At 45.0% G+C, this 16,892-nt stretch carries 13 protein-coding genes and 1 pseudogene; 9 read left to right on the top strand and 5 right to left on the bottom strand.

Features of this window, described 5'->3' with window-relative positions; translation table 11 throughout:
• Positions 1-143: 143 nt before the first annotated feature.
• From P4S58_RS02455 to nfsA, 3 genes are all read left to right on the top strand, one after another.
• Complete coding sequence (locus tag P4S58_RS02455; RefSeq protein ID WP_102969664.1) at positions 144-1,064, top strand: dienelactone hydrolase family protein; 921 nt, start codon at positions 144-146, stop codon at positions 1,062-1,064.
• Positions 1,065-1,186: 122 nt separating this feature from the next.
• Positions 1,187-1,519: a DUF1904 domain-containing protein gene (locus P4S58_RS02460; protein WP_042489593.1), complete on the top strand. Its 333-nt coding sequence runs from the start codon at positions 1,187-1,189 to the stop codon at positions 1,517-1,519.
• An 11-nt stretch (positions 1,520-1,530) separates the two neighbouring features.
• Complete coding sequence (gene nfsA / locus P4S58_RS02465; protein WP_102969663.1) at positions 1,531-2,253, top strand: oxygen-insensitive NADPH nitroreductase; 723 nt, start codon at positions 1,531-1,533, stop codon at positions 2,251-2,253.
• A 69-nt stretch (positions 2,254-2,322) separates the two neighbouring features.
• On the opposite strand, the gene P4S58_RS02470 is transcribed toward nfsA, so the two are convergent.
• The 3 genes from P4S58_RS02470 to rdgC form a co-directional block, all read right to left on the bottom strand.
• On the bottom strand, positions 2,323-2,577 hold the full coding sequence (locus tag P4S58_RS02470; protein WP_042489597.1) for a YfhL family 4Fe-4S dicluster ferredoxin: 255 nt from the start codon (positions 2,575-2,577) through the stop codon (positions 2,323-2,325).
• A 2-nt stretch (positions 2,578-2,579) separates the two neighbouring features.
• Positions 2,580-3,980, bottom strand: a complete 1,401-nt coding sequence (gene trhP / locus P4S58_RS02475; RefSeq protein ID WP_102969662.1) for a prephenate-dependent tRNA uridine(34) hydroxylase TrhP — start codon at positions 3,978-3,980, stop codon at positions 2,580-2,582.
• 170 nt (positions 3,981-4,150) lie between these two features.
• Positions 4,151-5,065, bottom strand: coding sequence for a recombination-associated protein RdgC (gene rdgC, locus P4S58_RS02480; RefSeq protein WP_042489601.1), 915 nt, complete (start codon positions 5,063-5,065; stop codon positions 4,151-4,153).
• Between the two features lie 215 nt (positions 5,066-5,280).
• Here rdgC and phoB point away from each other — a divergent pair, with 215 nt between their 5' ends.
• From phoB to P4S58_RS02495, 3 genes and pseudogenes are all read left to right on the top strand, one after another.
• Positions 5,281-5,970, top strand: coding sequence for a phosphate regulon transcriptional regulator PhoB (phoB, locus tag P4S58_RS02485; protein WP_042489603.1), 690 nt, complete (start codon positions 5,281-5,283; stop codon positions 5,968-5,970).
• Positions 5,971-6,036: 66 nt separating this feature from the next.
• Positions 6,037-7,334, top strand: a pseudogene (gene phoR, locus P4S58_RS02490) (phosphate regulon sensor histidine kinase PhoR).
• Complete coding sequence (locus P4S58_RS02495; RefSeq protein ID WP_337162843.1) at positions 7,331-8,287, top strand: PstS family phosphate ABC transporter substrate-binding protein; 957 nt, start codon at positions 7,331-7,333, stop codon at positions 8,285-8,287. Before phoR ends, P4S58_RS02495 begins: the two are co-directional and overlap by 4 nt.
• 51 nt (positions 8,288-8,338) lie before the next feature.
• Here P4S58_RS02495 and ppx read toward each other — a convergent pair whose 3' ends face one another.
• Together ppx and ppk1 are read right to left on the bottom strand one after the other, a co-directional pair.
• On the bottom strand, positions 8,339-9,838 hold the full coding sequence (gene ppx / locus P4S58_RS02500) for an exopolyphosphatase (RefSeq protein ID WP_102969659.1): 1,500 nt from the start codon (positions 9,836-9,838) through the stop codon (positions 8,339-8,341).
• Positions 9,839-9,848: 10 nt separating this feature from the next.
• Positions 9,849-11,939 carry a polyphosphate kinase 1 gene (gene ppk1, locus P4S58_RS02505; protein WP_102969658.1) on the bottom strand — a complete coding sequence of 697 codons (2,091 nt, stop codon included), beginning with the start codon at positions 11,937-11,939 and terminating at the stop codon, positions 9,849-9,851.
• A 216-nt stretch (positions 11,940-12,155) separates the two neighbouring features.
• Between ppk1 and P4S58_RS02510 the strand changes: the two genes are divergently transcribed.
• The 3 genes from P4S58_RS02510 to pstB are packed head-to-tail and all read left to right on the top strand — an operon-like array spanning position 12,156 to position 16,880.
• Positions 12,156-14,384, top strand: coding sequence for an ABC transporter permease subunit (locus P4S58_RS02510; RefSeq protein ID WP_102963925.1), 2,229 nt, complete (start codon positions 12,156-12,158; stop codon positions 14,382-14,384).
• A 16-nt stretch (positions 14,385-14,400) separates the two neighbouring features.
• The gene (gene pstA, locus P4S58_RS02515) at positions 14,401-16,059 is read left to right on the top strand and encodes a phosphate ABC transporter permease PstA (RefSeq protein WP_102963924.1); all 1,659 of its coding nucleotides are present in this window, start codon (positions 14,401-14,403) and stop codon (positions 16,057-16,059) included.
• Positions 16,060-16,061: 2 nt separating this feature from the next.
• On the top strand, positions 16,062-16,880 hold the full coding sequence (pstB, locus tag P4S58_RS02520; protein WP_102954635.1) for a phosphate ABC transporter ATP-binding protein PstB: 819 nt from the start codon (positions 16,062-16,064) through the stop codon (positions 16,878-16,880).
• Positions 16,881-16,892 lie beyond the last annotated feature (12 nt).

The raw sequence follows: 16,892 nt of genomic DNA on the forward strand, positions 1-16,892 counted from the left end.
CGAGTTGGAAGAGGTTGTCTGAAACCTGATATCGCGTTTTTAATTGTTACAAATTTGATAAATTTTGTTCTCTTAAGTCGCAGGGCATGGTCTAAGATTTGTTAAGTAAAGGCGAATGATTCGTAATGAACTAAGGACATTTCATGACAGAACGTATTGATACCCTAGCGAGCCAACACCAACAAACAAGGGAAATACCGCAAGAAGCTTTTGACTGGTACGACGAATATGCTCATGGTCTGATCGACCGTAGAGAGTTTATGAGACGACTCTCTGGACTCGCGGTATTGGGGTTTAGCATGACAGTACTCACTTCTGCTTTACTACCTAATTACGCTTTGGCAGAACAGGTATCTTTTAACGATGCAAAGATCAAAGCCACTTACGTGGAATTTGATTCTCCAAAAGGGCATGGCAAAGGACGAGGCTATTTGGTTATGCCTCGTGAGCTGACAGGAACTGCGCCAGTAGTTTTGGTTGTGCATGAAAACCGAGGTTTGAACCCTTACATTGAAGATGTCGCAAGACGTCTGGCGATGAATGGTTATATCGCTTTTGCGCCTGACGCGTTATTCCCTCTCGGTGGTTATCCGGGCAATGACGACGATGGTCGAGCGATGCAAAGCAGTATGGATAAAGCCAAGATTGAAGAAGACTTTATTGCTGCCGCAATGTTTATTAAGTCCCATGCCAATAGCTCTGGCAAATTGGGTGCTGTTGGATTCTGTTTTGGTGGCTATGTGGTAAACATGCTTGCTGCCACGATGCCAGACTCTCTGGATGCCGGAGTTCCTTTTTACGGTACACCTGCAGTTGAAAGCATTCGTTCCAATGTCAAAGGGCCGTTGTTATTGCAGTTTGCAGAACTTGACCAGCGAGTGAATTCTACATGGCCTGATTATGAAAAAGTGCTGATGGCAAACAAAGTTCCTTATACTGCGCACATATATAAAGGCGTTAATCACGGCTTCCATAACGACTCTACGGGGCGTTATAACGAAGAAGCAGCGGAATTGGCTTGGGAACGCACCTTGAGCTTTTTCGGTGAACATTTAAAAGCATAGTAAATGGAACCAAGTGGCTCTTGTATTGAATGTTAAGACCTGAACTTTGATACAAGAGCCATTACTTACTATCGCTCCCTATTTTTGAAGCTGTTATGATGTTCAAAAAGAAGGAGTAAGTTATGCCACATTTTCGTTTCCGCGCTGTAGAACCTCAAACAGTGCAAAACTTGTCAAAACCTCTCACGGATTCACTTCAGTCTTTGATGAATTCTCCTCGTGAAGATTTCACTTTCGAATATATCTACACCACTTTCTATGCAGAAGGAGAGGTGACAGCGGCATACCCATTCGTGGAAGTATTGTGGTTTGATCGTGGGCAGGAAGTGCAAGATAAAGTGGCAGCCATTGTGACCGAACAAGTGAAAGGCATTGTTGGTCAGGATTCAAATGTTGCAGTCATCTTTACCGCTCTAAGTCCTGCGGGTTACTACGATAATGCTCAGCATTATTAAGGGGTAAGTTGATGAACTCCGTTATTGATACGATTCTAAATCATCGCTCGATACGTGCTTTTAAAGATACTCCGATTACTCAGCAGCAGTTAGACAGCATTATTAAGTCAGGTATTGCGGCTTCCAGCTCAAGCTTGCTTCAAGTGGTTTCGATTATTCGCGTAACCGATAAAGAGAAGCGCCAGAAGCTGGCTGAGCTATCTGGCAACCAACATTACGTTGCTCAGGCCGCTGAATTTTTGGTGTTCTGTATCGACTATCAACGTCACTATGAGATGAACCCAAATGTAAAGCCTGAGTTTATGGAGTTAACGCTGATAGGGGCGGTAGACTCGGGGATTATGGCGCAGAACTGCTTGTTGGCTGCGGAATCAATGGGGCTAGGTGGTGTTTATATTGGTGGGCTACGTAACTCTCCGCAGCAAGTGGATGAGTTATTGGGCTTACCGAAATACAGCGCAGTGCTGTTTGGCATGTGTCTGGGCCACCCAGACCAAGATCCTCAGTTGAAACCGCGTTTAGGGGCGGATGTGATTGTTCACGAGAACACTTATCAGCCTTTGAACAAAGATGCGGTTGCTGAATACGATCAGACGATGATTGAGTACTATCAAAGTCGTTCGAGCAATGTGAAACAACAAGGTTGGTCGGATCAAATCACTGCTAAGCTGAGTCAGGAATCGAGACCGTATATGCTTGGTTATCTGAATGACAAAGGTCTAGCTCAGAAATAATAGAGATTAGAACGCAACAAAAAAGCCCAGTCACTGACTGGGCTTCGTTTTAAAGTGTTTAGAGAGCGATTACGCTAATCCCTGAATAATCACAAACTTCTCAAGCAACTCTTCTTCCGTTTCTACATGCTCCGGATCCGTCACGATACAGTTGGTTATCGGGCATACAGACTGACATGTCGGAATCTCGTAGTGTCCTTTACACTCTGTACAGAGGTTCGGATTGATCTCATAGATATTGTCACCCATAGAGATAGCTCCGTTAGGACACTCAGGCTCACACATGTCACAGTTAGTGCATTTCTTTGTGATCAATAACGCCATGGTTACTTGCCTACTGGGTTACGAGTATCTTGTCCAGCATTCAGGTTACGCATCAGTAGCGCGTAGTTAAGATCCATGTCTTGAGGCACTGGGATATAAACAAAGTGACCGTTGCCTTTTGCGTCATCAACCGCTTCAGCTTTACGGTTTTCCATTGCTTCAAGAGTGAATACAACGTTTCCTTTTGGCGTCATCAGTTCTAGGCTGTCACCAAGCATGAATTTGTTCTTAACTTCTACTTCAGCCATATCGCCACGGCGCTTACCGGTAAACTCACCAACGAACTGTTGAGCATCAGACACTGAGTAGCCGTAGTCGTAGTTTTGGTATGCATCGTGAGTGTGACGACGTAGGAAACCTTCTGTGTAGCCACGGTGAGCTAGGCTTTCTAGAGTACCCATTAGGTTCTCATCAAATGGTTTACCCGCAACTGCGTCATCGATCGCTTTACGGTATACCTGAGCAGTACGTGCACAGTAGTAGAAAGACTTAGTACGACCTTCGATCTTCAATGAGTGAACACCCATCTGAGTCAAACGCTCTACGTGTTGAACGGCACGCAGATCTTTTGAGTTCATGATGTAAGTGCCGTGCTCATCTTCGTAAGCCGCCATTTTTTCTTCTGGACGGTGAGCTTCAGAAAGAAGTACAACTTCATCAGAAGGTTTACCTAAACCGAGAGTGTTATCAGGACGCTCTTCCTGAACTTCAATAGCTTGCGCAGCATTTGGATCAAACTCTTCTACGATTTGACCGGCTTCGTCTTCTTTGCCTTTTTCTACTTTGTATTCCCAACGACAAGCGTTAGTACAAGTACCTTGGTTCGGGTCACGTTTATTGATGTAACCTGAAAGTAGGCAGCGGCCAGAATAAGCCATGCAAAGAGCGCCGTGGACGAAAATCTCAATTTCCATTTCAGGGCACTGTTCGCGAATTTCTTCAATTTCTTCTAGAGATAGTTCACGAGAAAGAATGACACGCTCAACGCCTTGCGTTGACCAGAATTTTACTGTTGCCCAGTTAACCGCGTTTGCTTGAACAGAAAGGTGAATAGCCATTTCTGGGAACGCTTCACGAACCATCATGATAAGACCCGGATCAGACATGATTAGAGCATCTGGGCCCATATCGATTACAGGTTTAAGGTCGCGGATGAAGGTTTTTAGCTTTGAGTTATGCGGTTGAATGTTGCATACCACGTAGAATTTTTTACCTAGAGCATGAGCTTCGTTGATACCGATCTGTAGATTTTCGTGGTTGAACTCATTGTTACGTACGCGCAGGCTGTAACGAGGTTGGCCAGCATAAACAGCATCAGCGCCGTATGCGAATGCGTAACGCATGTTCTTAAGGCTACCCGCTGGAGATAATAGCTCTGGTACAAAAGTATTTTCAGTTGTCATTGTTTGTTTCTCAATCTGATCACAAGTCAGGCCAATACCACCTGATGGTATTGGAAGGGGCGCAAATTTTACGTCAAAACGTGAGCTGTGCCTAGTAAAGATTAAGAATAGAAGGGGAAGAAAAGTAGGAAAAAACTGACTCCGCGAAGGCAGAGTCAGAAATGAAGAAATTAAGCGTCAGCTTGTGGAAGACCACCAAGCACTTCAAACAGATTTGGTAGAAATGCTGAGAATTCACCGCACAGTAGAGATAAGTCAGCATCTAGGCGAGCTGCTTGATCTTCACGAGGAATATCTTCGTTTTGATCTTTGAGTTCATCGCTGTACTGAATTCGTTTAATGCTGCAATCTTCCGCCAACACAAAGCTCAAACGATCTTGCCAGCTTAAGGCGAGTTTTGTGACCACTTTGTTCGCCTGAATATGGCTTAGGATTTCATCGCTGGTCAGCTCTTGCTTCTTACAACGAATTACTGCGCCGTCATCTAAGAAAGATTTCAGCTCGGCTTCATCAAGTAACTGGAAACCTTGTGGCAAGTTGCCGTCTTTCACCCACTCAGTCAAAGTTGTTTCTACTGCCACTTCAGGAATGGCAGGAACCACAGGCAGGCTGCCCATACTCTTACGCAGTAGTGCCAGCACATCTTCCGCTTTCTTATAGCTGCTTGCGTCAACCAGAATTAGGCCTTCTTTTGGCATGATCAGAACGTAAGTTAGATGGCTGCGGCTAAAGGCACGAGGAAGAAGATCAACAATGATGTCATCTTTGATGTTGTCTTTTTCTGTTTTCTTCAGCGGACGACCTTCTTCCGCTTCCATCAATGCGACTTTCTCGTTAAGAGAGTCTTTAATCACTGAAGCGGGTAGCATTTTTTCTTCTTTCTTGGCGCAGATGAGAATGCGGTCTTCGCTAACGTGAGTCATCATGTCGCCGTGTTTGCCCAGTGCGTGAACCCAGCCAAATTTCTGTTTGTCTTGGCTGCCACATGGCGTGAAACGGAACTCTGCCAGTTGTTTTTCTAGCTGATCGGCGTTGAAATTGACTTCGCGATTAACACGATAAGCCATACAGTTTTTAAACCACATATCTTTTCTTTTCCTTGTTCGAAAGGCCAACATGATAGGGGATTTTCCCGTCAATGTCTTAGGCGAAACACAAAAATTATCAACTTATGCCAAGTAATATAAAACCATGAACAAGATAAGAAACTTATATTAAAAATTGTTTGCAATAGTCACAAAAGTGTCATATTCATTTTTCATAATGCAAAGCGTTGATTAAATATAAAGGTTATTCAAATATGTCTAGAAGGATTCTAGTTGTTGAAGACGAAGCGCCAATCCGAGAGATGCTTTGCTTTGTTCTTGAACAGAAAGGCTACCAAGCAGTGGAAGCAGAAGATTACGACACTGCGGTAGAGAAGTTAGCTGAACCCTTCCCTGATCTTGTTCTACTTGATTGGATGCTACCTGGTGGTAGTGGCATTAACTTTATCAAACACATGAAGCGTGAAGAGCTGACTCGTAATATTCCGGTTGTTATGCTGACTGCTCGTGGTGAAGAAGAAGATAAAGTTCGCGGATTAGAAGTGGGTGCTGATGACTACATCACTAAACCTTTCTCACCTAAAGAACTTGTCGCTCGCTTGAAGGCGGTGATCCGCCGAGTCACACCAACAGCATTGGAAGAGTTGATCGATGTGCAAGGTTTGAAGTTAGACCCTGTTTCACACCGAGTGACAGCCAACGATGTCCCGCTAGATATGGGGCCAACTGAGTTTAAAATGCTGCACTTCTTTATGACTCACCAAGAGCGAGTGTACAGTCGTGAGCAACTATTGAATAACGTATGGGGTACCAATGTGTATGTGGAAGATCGTACCGTTGATGTGCACATTCGTCGATTGCGCAAAGCCCTTGAAGATGCCGGGCACGATAAGTTGATACAAACGGTTCGTGGTGCTGGCTACCGCTTCTCAACGAAAGCGTAAAGAGTTAGGCTCATAAGCGCCAGCCTTGAAAATAAAAGGCTTAAAAAGGATCAAGTTCGAGAGATTATGGTTGAACGATTGACTTGGAAAAAGCTGGCTTGGGAGCTGGCTTTTTTTACCTTCCATGGATAGTGGTTGGATGGATTTTTGGATATATGCCGTGGTTGCTACTGGCAGCAACGGCGATTCAGCTTGTCTGGCATCTGCATAACCAGTTGCGCTTGTCGGCATGGTTATGGGATGAGAAACGCCTGACCCCACCTTCTGGTTCTGGCAACTGGGAGTCTTTGTTTAACGGTATTTACCGACTACAACAACGCCAACGCAAAAAACGCAAAGAGCTGACTAACCTGATTCGTCGTTTCCGCAACGGTGCAGAATCATTACCTGATGCGGTGGTGGTTTTTCGTAGCGAAGGAAACATCGTATGGTGTAACCGCTTAGCTCAACACCTGCTCGGCTTTCGCTGGCCTGACGATTCTGGTCAGCCGATTTCCAATTTGATTCGTACGCCGGATTTCATCAAGTATCTGCAAAAAGATGACTTTTCCGAGCCTCTGGAAATGCGCTCACCACTCAACGTAGAACGTATGCTCGAACTGCGTATAGTGCCTTATACCGAAGGTGAGCATTTGATGGTGGTTCGTGATGTCACTCAGCTTAAACAGCTAGAAGGTATGCGCCGTAACTTCTTTGCCAACGTTTCTCATGAGCTACGCACACCAATGACAGTGCTACAGGGCTATTTGGAAATGACCGAAGACCCAGAAGTCTTGTCTGGGCCGATGTGGGGCAAGGCGCATGGCGTGATGACTGAGCAGCTCAACCGCATGAACAGTTTGGTCAATCAGCTTCTGACTCTGTCGAAAATCGAAGCTGCACCGATGCACGAGCTTGAAGAAGTGGTTAATGTACCTAGCATGCTGGAAATTCTGGAAAAAGAAGCCATCAGTCTCAGCGGTAGTGACGAACACAAGCTCACTTTTGAAGTAGATAAGAAGCTTAAAGTTCTGGCGGACGAAGATCAGTTGCGCAGTGCGATCTCTAATCTTGTCTACAATGCGGTGAAATATACACCTCCGGGTGCTGAAATTTATGTCCGTTGGTATCAAAGCGCGCAAGGTGCTTGTTTGGAAGTCGAAGATAAGGGCGATGGCATTGAGCCACAGCACTTACATCGTTTAACTGAACGTTTTTACCGCGTAGACAAAGCTCGTTCTCGTGATACTGGTGGTAGTGGGCTTGGTTTGGCTATTGTAAAACACGCACTATCACATCATGATTCGCACCTTGATATCGCAAGTGAAGTAGGCAAGGGAAGTAAGTTCTCTTTTGTTCTGCCTAAACGTTTGGTCGTACGATGATAAAACTCAGTCAGTGTTGTATTGCTGCATCCTTATTGCTTGCTCAGATGGCTTATGCGGTTGAGAAGTTACAGGACTATACCAAAACATCGGGTGTTGCTGGCAGTTTGTTGTCGGTAGGTTCAGACACACTTGCAGGTATGACAACACTGTGGGTCGAAGAATTTCAAACGCTCTATCCGAACGTCGATTCTCAGGTGCAGGCATCCGGTTCAGCTACTGCTCCTCCAGCGTTAACCGAGGGCACTGCGCAATTTGGCCCGATGAGCCGACCAATGCGTATGAGAGAGATTGAAGCCTTCGAGCGCGCTTACGGTTACAAACCCACAGAGTTGCGCGTCGCGATTGATGCCATTGGCGTATTTGTCCATCGTGATAACCCGATTGAAGGGCTGAACTTCAGCCAGCTAGACAGCATTTTCTCGGAAACACTGCGTTGCGGAGCGGCCAAGTCTTCACAAACTTGGCAAGATCTGGGTTTGAGCTATGACTGGGCAAAGCGTGGCATACAGATGTTTGGACGCAACTCAGTATCCGGTACTTATGGTTACTTTAAACAGAATGCGCTTTGCGGCGGTGATTTCAAACGCAATGTGAACGAACAACCGGGATCGGCTTCGGTGGTTCAGTCGGTAGCATCATCAATTAACACCATTGGCTATTCTGGTGTCGGCTATCAGGTGTCGGGCGTGAAACTTCTGCCGATTGCCAAATCTGGTACCGATTATGTATTGCCGACCCACGAGAATATCCTTTCCGGTCAGTATCCACTTTCACGTTATCTGTTTGTTTATGTGAATAAAAATCCGTTGCGTGATTTAACGCCGATTCAACGGGAATTCATCCGCTTTATCTTCTCCAAACAAGGGCAAAGCCTAGTAGTAAAAGATGGTTATGTGCCGATTTCCGCTGAAATCGCCAGTCAAGAGCTGCAAAAAGTAGGGATTGAGTAACGGACAAAAAAGCCTCGTCGAAATGCGAGGCTTTTTAATGAACGGGTAAAATTAGAACTTAAGATCCCAACCGACGGCACGCCAGTACTCTTGTTCTGTGAGTAAATCGGCATGCAGCAGTTTGTTGTTTTCCAGCCAGTCTTTATCAACACAGCTTAAAGTCCATTCATCATCTTTGGCGCTTAAGGTGAGTTCTGGTAATGCATCATCATTACGTTGTCCGTTGACTAAAATAGCCAGACGTAAAACGCGGATCAGACCAGTAATGTGTTTCTTCTTAAACAAAGAGAAGTCTGTCATTTCATTGAGCTTTAACGCTTTGCGTTGGAAACGAACCAAGGTTGAAAGCACCAGTTGTTGTTCACTGTTAAAGCCCGGCATGTTGGTATGACGCAGGATATAAGCAGAGTGACGATGGAATGCTTGTAAGCTGATGCTCAAGCCCACTTCGTGAAGCAGTGCGCTCCATTCCAGTAGGTCAAACAGTTCGCTGCCCGCTTTTAAGCCAAGTTCAGAAGAGACATTGTCGAGAAAATCGCGCGCGTAACCTTTTACCTGAGCGGCATGTTCAAGGTCGACTAAGTGTTTAGCAGCAAGATTTTCTGTTGTACGCAGACGAATATCAGAATACTTGAAGCGATCTTCCATTTCGTAGAGCAGGCCTTCACGCAATGCGCCGTCGGAAAAGTGCATCTCTTTGATATGAAGATCTTTAAATATCGCTGACAGAATAGCCACTCCCGCAGCAAATACTGGCTTGCGATCATCGGTCAGCGTCGGCAATTCAATATCGTCAATCTTGTTCCATTCGCACAACTTGTCGATCAACTTGTTTAATCGATCTGGAGTGATAATGCCGTCTTCGTCGCCCAAACCGATAAGAACTTCGTGAATTGCTTTGATGGTACCTGAAGAACCAAACGCACTTTGCCAGCCTTTTTTACGATACTTAGAAGCCATAGACTCAAGTTTCTGCTCGGCTGCTAAGATGGCTTGCGCAAAGTTTTTCTTCGACAGTTTGCCATTGGCAAAATGCTGGTGGGTGTAACTCACACAGCCCATCTGTTTACTGTGAACCAGCTCAGCTTCAAAGCCTTTGCCGATGATCATCTCTGTACTGCCACCGCCAATATCCACTACCAGCATAGAATCAGACTGAGGCTGAGTATGTGCAACACCGAGATAAATCAGACGAGCTTCTTCACTACCGGGGATGATCTCAATTGGAAAAGGCATCACTTCACGAGCGCGCTGGATAAAAATGTGTGCGTTGTTGGCGCGGCGTAGCGTGTGGGTAGCTGCAATGCGAACATTCTCAGGTTCAAAGCCCTGAATTCGTTCTGCGAACATTGCTAAACACTCAAGACCGCGTTCAATTGACGGATTATCAAGATTACCGAGAGAATCCAACCCAGATGCTAAACGAACCCGCTGTTTATGACGGCTGATAAGTTGCAAATCTTGATCGACGACTTTAGCAACGACCATATGGAAACTGTTTGAGCCTAAATCAATGGCGGCAATTTCACGGCTTGAAATGGGTTGGTTCATAGGCGGTAACTTACTCTTGATGGGCGCTAGCCCCTTGTTTACGTGTCTGCTTCTCTACATTTTTAAGATAGTCATAAATCGCTATTTGAGAACGTATTTTTTTACGATTGCCACGTTTCACATAGCTGTTACTCATCTCTTTATCTATAACACGCGCTTTTACAGTATCTGTAAACTGAATGTTTAATATATCGATGATTTTTTTCTTCAAACGCTCATCACGAATAGGTGCAGTAACTTCGATACGGTAATCAATGTTACGTGTCATCCAGTCTGCGGAAGAGATATAGATTTGTGGGTCGCCATCATTGTGGGTCATAAACACGCGCGGATGCTCTAAGAAACGGTCAACGATACTGATCACTTCAATATTGTCACTTACCCCTTCAACACCTGGAACCAGTGAACACATCCCTCGGATGATCATTCTGATTTTTACTCCGGCTGCACTGGCGCCATAAAGTTTGTTAATCAAACCTTTATCGACAAGGTTGTTCAGTTTAATGGTGATAGCCGCTTTTTTACCTGCTTTGGCATTAGCTATTTCGTTGTCTATCAAACGATATAAGCGGGTTCGTGAGTTTCGCGGTGAGACAATTAAATGGTTAAATTTAACCGGACGGAATGGGTTTTCAATATAGTTGAAAACACTGCGAACTTCCGTTGTCAACTCCTCATCGGCAGTCAGTAGAGAGAAGTCGGTATAAATACGGGCTGTTTTCTCGTGGAAGTTACCTGTACCGATATGCGCGTAACGAACAAAGTTATCGTCTTCTTTACGTGTGATAAGTAATAATTTGGCATGAATCTTCATACCCGGCGCGCCAAAGATAACGTGTACGCCAGCTTCGGTGAGAATTCGAGACCATTCAATATTGGCTTCTTCGTCAAAACGCGCTTGCAGTTCAACCACCACAACCACTCGTTTACCGTTATGGACAGCATCGATTAATGAGTTCATCAAGCGTGAATCTTTTGCTACGCGATAAACGTTAATTTTGATACTGATGACTTTTGGGTCAAAAGACGCTTGTCTCACAAATTCGGTAATGTGGTCAAAACTGTGATATGGATAGTGAAGCAAAATGTCTTTGGCTTTGATTGCTTCAAACGAGTTAGGGTAACCATCAAAATCAGCGCAACTTAGCGGTGGTAACGGTCTGTTTTCCAAGTAATCACGGCCAAAGTTTGGAAAACCAATAAAGTCTTTAAAATTGTGATAGCGACTGCCTGGCAACAAACTGTCATAGTGGGAAATTTTCAACTTATCGCATAAGAATCGCAGCATTTCTTCTGGCATTTCTCGTTCATAAACAAAACGAACGGGCATTGCGGTGATACGCTGGCTCAAACTTTCAGACATCTGCTCCAATAAGCTGTATTCAACTTCGTGTCCTAAGTCGTATTCGGCATCACGAGTCATCTTCATTGAGTAGCCCGCGATACTGTCGTAATCGAAAAAGCCCTGAAAAATACTCTCGAGACAGTAACGAATGATGTTGTCGAGCAAGATAATAGTTTTACGACGTTTGCCTTTTTGCTCTGGCACCATGACAAAGCGAGGCAGGTGATCGGTCGGGATTTCGATCAACGCATATTGGCAATGGTCACCTTTTTTCAACTCAACAGTGATATAGGCGTACTCGTCTTTCAGGAATTGAAGAACGTCAATGTCGTCACGCATCAGCAGCGGAGTGATATGAGGCAGTACTTCCTTCTGGAAATACTTGGTTATCCAACGTTGCTGAGCTTCATCAAGTTGGGTCTCATTAACCAGAAAAATACGTCGTCTTGCCATTTCTAAGATCAGATCACTGTAGAGCTGATCAAAATCTTGGTTGAGTTTGTAGGCTTTGGTTTGCATTTGCGACAGCAGATGTTTGGATTCATCGCTGCCACCACGTTCGCGGTTGATGAGGATCATGCGTTTTACATCCGCAAATCGCACCTTATAAAACTCATCTAAGTTGTTGGAAAAAATGCCTAAAAATCGAATGCGCTCGATAAGGGGTACGGTTTTATCTGCGGCTTCTTGCAATACACGTTCGTTAAATGAAAGCCAACTCAGTTCCTTGTCGATATACAGCTTATCCGTACTCATGATACACCTACTGACTAGTTCTTTGACGTTGATAACTGTGGTCGTTAACTATGGTAGCTAACTCATGCAAAATATTGCTCCAATGTGACATTTTTATTGCAGTGAGTATTTTTGTTCTTAGAGTTGTTTTATTTTCAGTTGTTTAATGCGCTTTGTAATATAATTGTCACCTAAACGACATACTATGACATTCTGGCAAATTGGGTAGATTTTTAAATGGTTCAAAGCACATTTTCATTGAAAGAACGAGATCAGAAACGATTAATCAAAGATCGTTTGGTTCGTCTTGCAGTGACATGCGGTGGCGTCAGTGTGCTTGGGGCTTTGGTACTGATCTTTATCTACCTTGGTATGGTCGTTCTTCCTCTGTTTTCAGATTCAAAGTTGGAACCTAATTTTGCCAGTCAGCCTATTTCGGCTTCTGCACCTCAGTATCTGGCTATTGATGAATATGGCGAGCGTGGTTTTATTGTTCGTTCAAACGAAAGCGACAAAGATGTGAGCGCCGAATTTTGGTTGCTTAACCACGAGAAAAGTTCTCCGATCTGGATTGAACACCTCAACATAAAACCGACTGTGTTTGCTACAGCAACACGAGATTCTGGCTGGTTTGCTATGGCGGATAGCGAACGTAATGTGGTTGTGGTTCGTCCCCAATTTCTTTATTCAATGACCAAACAAGGGCGAGGTTTTACGCCGGAACTTGAACATCTGTCATTGCCTAAAAACTTTAAGCTATCTCCTCAAGGGTCAACGGTTCAGCAATTCAGCTTTTCAGTTACTGAAGAGGAGGCGGTGTTTGCCAGCTATCTTGATGACAGCTCTGTGTTGGTTCGTTGGGTGGATACTTCCACGCAAAACCAGCAAGGAGAGTTTCGATTCCCGACTCAGTTTGGCAAAGTCGACCAGTTGGTACTGACGCCGGATGCGAATACCTTGTACATCCGCTCAGGCACAGACCTTGCGGTGGTGCTTCGTGATGGGTTACGTTTTCACATTCGTGAAGTTGTTGATTTGAGCCTTGGTGATAGTAAACACCAAGTTACCGCCATTACGCTTCTGTCCGGTGCTCATTCTCTATTGGTTTCTCATAGCGACGGTTTGGTCTCTCAGTGGTTTGATGTTTTGCATTCAACAGATTCACAAGAGGGCGAGCGTAAGCTTACGCATATCCGCGAGTTTAAGTTGGCATCAGAAATGACGATGCTGCTGCCTGATACCTATCGCAAAGGTTTCTACAGTTTTTATAAAAATGGTTCGGTTCAAAGTCATTACACCACCAGTGAAAAGTTGGTGATCTTTGAACGTGCCTATTCCAAAGCACCGACATTGGCTGCGATGTCAGACAACGAACGTTATTTGGCGACTTATTCTGACGGCATTATCAGTGTCGCTGAGGTGGATAACGGCTATCCGGAAGTATCATTTTCATCGTTGTGGCAGAAAGTGTGGTACGAGAGTTACCCAGAGCCTCAGTACGTATGGCAGTCGACATCCGGTGGCGATGATTTTGAAGCTAAATTTAGTTTGGTGCCTATTGCATTCGGTACATTGAAAGCGGCGTTTTATGCGATGTTGTTTGCTGTGCCAATTGCTGTTTTAGGGGCGATTTATACTGCCTATTTTATGGCGCCGAAAATGCGCCGCGTCGTAAAGCCAACCATTGAATTGATGGAAGCTTTGCCGACGGTGATCATCGGTTTCTTAGCTGGATTATGGTTTGCTCCGATCGTTGAGACGAATCTGGCATCTATCACTGCATTATTTGTTCTATTACCTGTCGCTATTTTTACTGTGGGGCTGGTTTGGTCATGGTTGCCGCGTTCAATTATGCGTAAAGCTCATGGCTGGCACTCTTTAATATTGATCCCTCTGCTGATTGCTTTTGTTGCTTTGATATTATCGTTTACCAGTGAAATCGAGATGTGGTTGTTTGATGGCGATGTACGTTTGCTATTAGCGTCACACGGTATCGATTTCGATCAGAGAAATGCGCTGGTGGTTGGTTTTGCTATGGGCTTTGCGGTGATCCCGACCATATTTACCATTGCGGAAGATGCCATTTTCTCGGTGCCGAAACACCTGTCTGACGGTTCGTTAGCTTTAGGAGCAACGGCATGGCAGACGTTAATGAATGTTGTGTTGTTAACCGCGAGTCCGGGTATTTTCTCAGCCATTATGATGGGCTTAGGTCGAGCTGTGGGTGAGACGATGATCGTCTTGATGGCAACCGGTAACACACCAATTATGGATTGGAACATTCTGGAAGGCATGCGTACTTTGTCTGCGACCATAGCGGTAGAGCTTCCGGAATCCGAAGTAGGCAGTTCGCATTTTAGAATTCTGTTCTTGGCTGCATTGCTTTTATTTGTGTTTACATTTGCAGTGAACTCGATCGCTGAGTGGGTTCGTCAGCGCCTTCGTGCTCGTTATCGTTCACTGTAACGGGTTGGATAGCTAAATGTCGTTATTGAAGTGGTTTAAATCGGGCTCTCCTTGGATATGGCTTACCGGCGGTGCGGTGAGCCTAAGTTTGATCTCGGTTCTTGGATTATTGCTGTTGATCGGCTGGAAAGGGTTAACCTATTTCTGGCCTGCACCTCTGTATCAATGGCACAACTTAGCAGAGCCTAACAAAGTGATCGTCGGGCAGCTATATGCTTCTGAAAGTGTACCTGTCAGCCATTTGAAAGAGATGAATATCACTCTGTCTGCCGAAGCTTTGGAAGAGGGAACAGCAGAGCGCTTAAGCATTAAAGTTGCAAACCGAGACCTCTATCAGGCGGATTTTATTTCACTGCTGGCAGACAACGTTTCTGCGCCTGAAAAGCCAACGGGTTGGGCGGTGATTGAGCGTACCCGTGACGGACAGTTTTTTGGTAAGCCCGTCGGATTTGAAAAAGCCGATGGTGAGAGCAGTGCTTATATTTCAACGCTTCTTGAGCGAGGATTGCAAGAAGTGACGACGCTGCGTGAGCAGATCGATACAGTGATTGAACAAGAGATTCGGGTTGTCAGCAGTGCTTCAGAAAAGTTGAGACTGGAGAGAAGACGTTTAGAGCTCAATGGTAAGTTAACCGATGAATATCAGGTTGCCTATCAGCAACAAAAGCAAGTTCTGGATGAAAAACGAAAACAAGCTGAAGAACATCTGGATTTACTGAGAACTCAGCTAGGTCAGCAAACTCTAATTGTTGAAGACATGGCAGGAACTCGGGTGAGAATTCCAGTGAGTCATATTCTGGATATCTGGTATCCGAATGATATGAATGCTTTGGAAAAATTGACCCAGTGGTCGAAACAGGTTTGGGCGTTTTTATCTGAAAATCCTCGCGAATCTAACTCCGAAGGCGGTGTGTTCCCTGCAATCTTTGGCACTGTCTTTTTGGTGTTGCTTATGTCGGTTATCGTGATGCCTCTTGGCGTCGTTGCTGCGGTTTATCTGCATGAATACGCCAAAGACAATACTTTTACCCGCATTATTCGCGTAGCAGTCATCAACTTGGCCGGTGTACCGTCGATCGTTTATGGCGTATTTGGTTTAGGCTTTTTTGTTTACACCATAGGTTCATCTATCGATAGCGTGTTCTATGCAGAGCGTTTACCAGCCCCTACCTTTGGCACGCCGGGTTTGTTATGGTCAGCGTTGACATTGGCAGTATTAACGCTGCCTGTGGTGATAGTGACCACCGAAGAAGGGTTAACCCGTATTCCGAATTCGGTACGCCACGGTTCATTAGCATTGGGCGCAACACAGTTTGAAACCATTTGGCGAATTGTTCTGCCTATGGCTAGCCCTGCTATGATTACAGGACTGATATTAGCGATAGCCCGTGCTGCGGGAGAGGTTGCACCATTGATGCTGGTGGGGGTGGTAAAAATTGCCTCAAGCTTGCCAGTGGACGCAGAGTTTCCTTATGTTCATTTGGAACGTAAGTTTATGCATTTGGGCTTTCATATTTATGATGTAGGTTTCCAAACCACCAATATCGAAACCGCGCGCCCTTTGGTTTATGCAACGTCATTTTTGCTCGTCACTGTTATTGTGGCTTTGAACTTAACCGCCATCAGCATTCGTAATAATTTGCGCGAGAAATATCGTACTTTAGGACAAGATTAAGCATGTTTTCTGTTAATCAAACTTTGGGCTATCAAGCTCCGTTGGATGTCAACAATCTAACTGACCAGCAAACCTCAATTTCAATTGAAGGTTTGAGCCTTTTCTATGGTCAGACAAAAGCGTTGAGCGATATCTCCATGCGCATTCCTAAAGGACAAGTGACGGCGTTTATCGGTCCTTCTGGTTGTGGTAAGTCGACCTTGCTGCGTTGTATCAACCGTATGAATGACTTAGTGGAAGCGTGTCGTGTAGAAGGTGAAATCAAGCTGCATGGTAAAAACGTTTATCATCCGGATGTGGATGTGGCCACACTGAGACGCCGAGTGGGCATGGTGTTTCAGCGCCCCAATCCGTTTCCTAAATCTATTTACGAGAACGTGGTTTACGGTCTACGTTTACAGGGAATAAAGAACAGTCGAGCGTTAGATGATGCGGTGGAGCGTTCTCTGCGAGCCGCGGCACTGTGGGACGAAGTAAAACATCGTCTGCACGAAAATGCGTTTGGCTTATCTGGTGGTCAGCAACAGCGTTTGGTGATTGCTCGCGCGATTGCTATTGAACCTGAAGTGCTATTGCTGGATGAACCGACATCAGCTCTTGACCCTATTTCGACTCTGACGATCGAAGAGCTGATCCACGAGCTGAAAACCAAATATACGGTTGTGATTGTTACCCATAATATGCAACAAGCAGCAAGGGTGAGTGACCATACCGCCTTTATTCATATGGGAAAATTGATCGAGTACTCAGATACGGACTCTATTTTTACTTCGCCATTGAAAAAGAAAACCGAAGACTACATTACTGGTCGATACGGATAAACGAACAAAAGC

It is taken from the genome of Vibrio sp. Hal054, assembly GCF_037162405.1.
Taxonomy (GTDB): domain Bacteria; phylum Pseudomonadota; class Gammaproteobacteria; order Enterobacterales; family Vibrionaceae; genus Vibrio; species Vibrio diazotrophicus.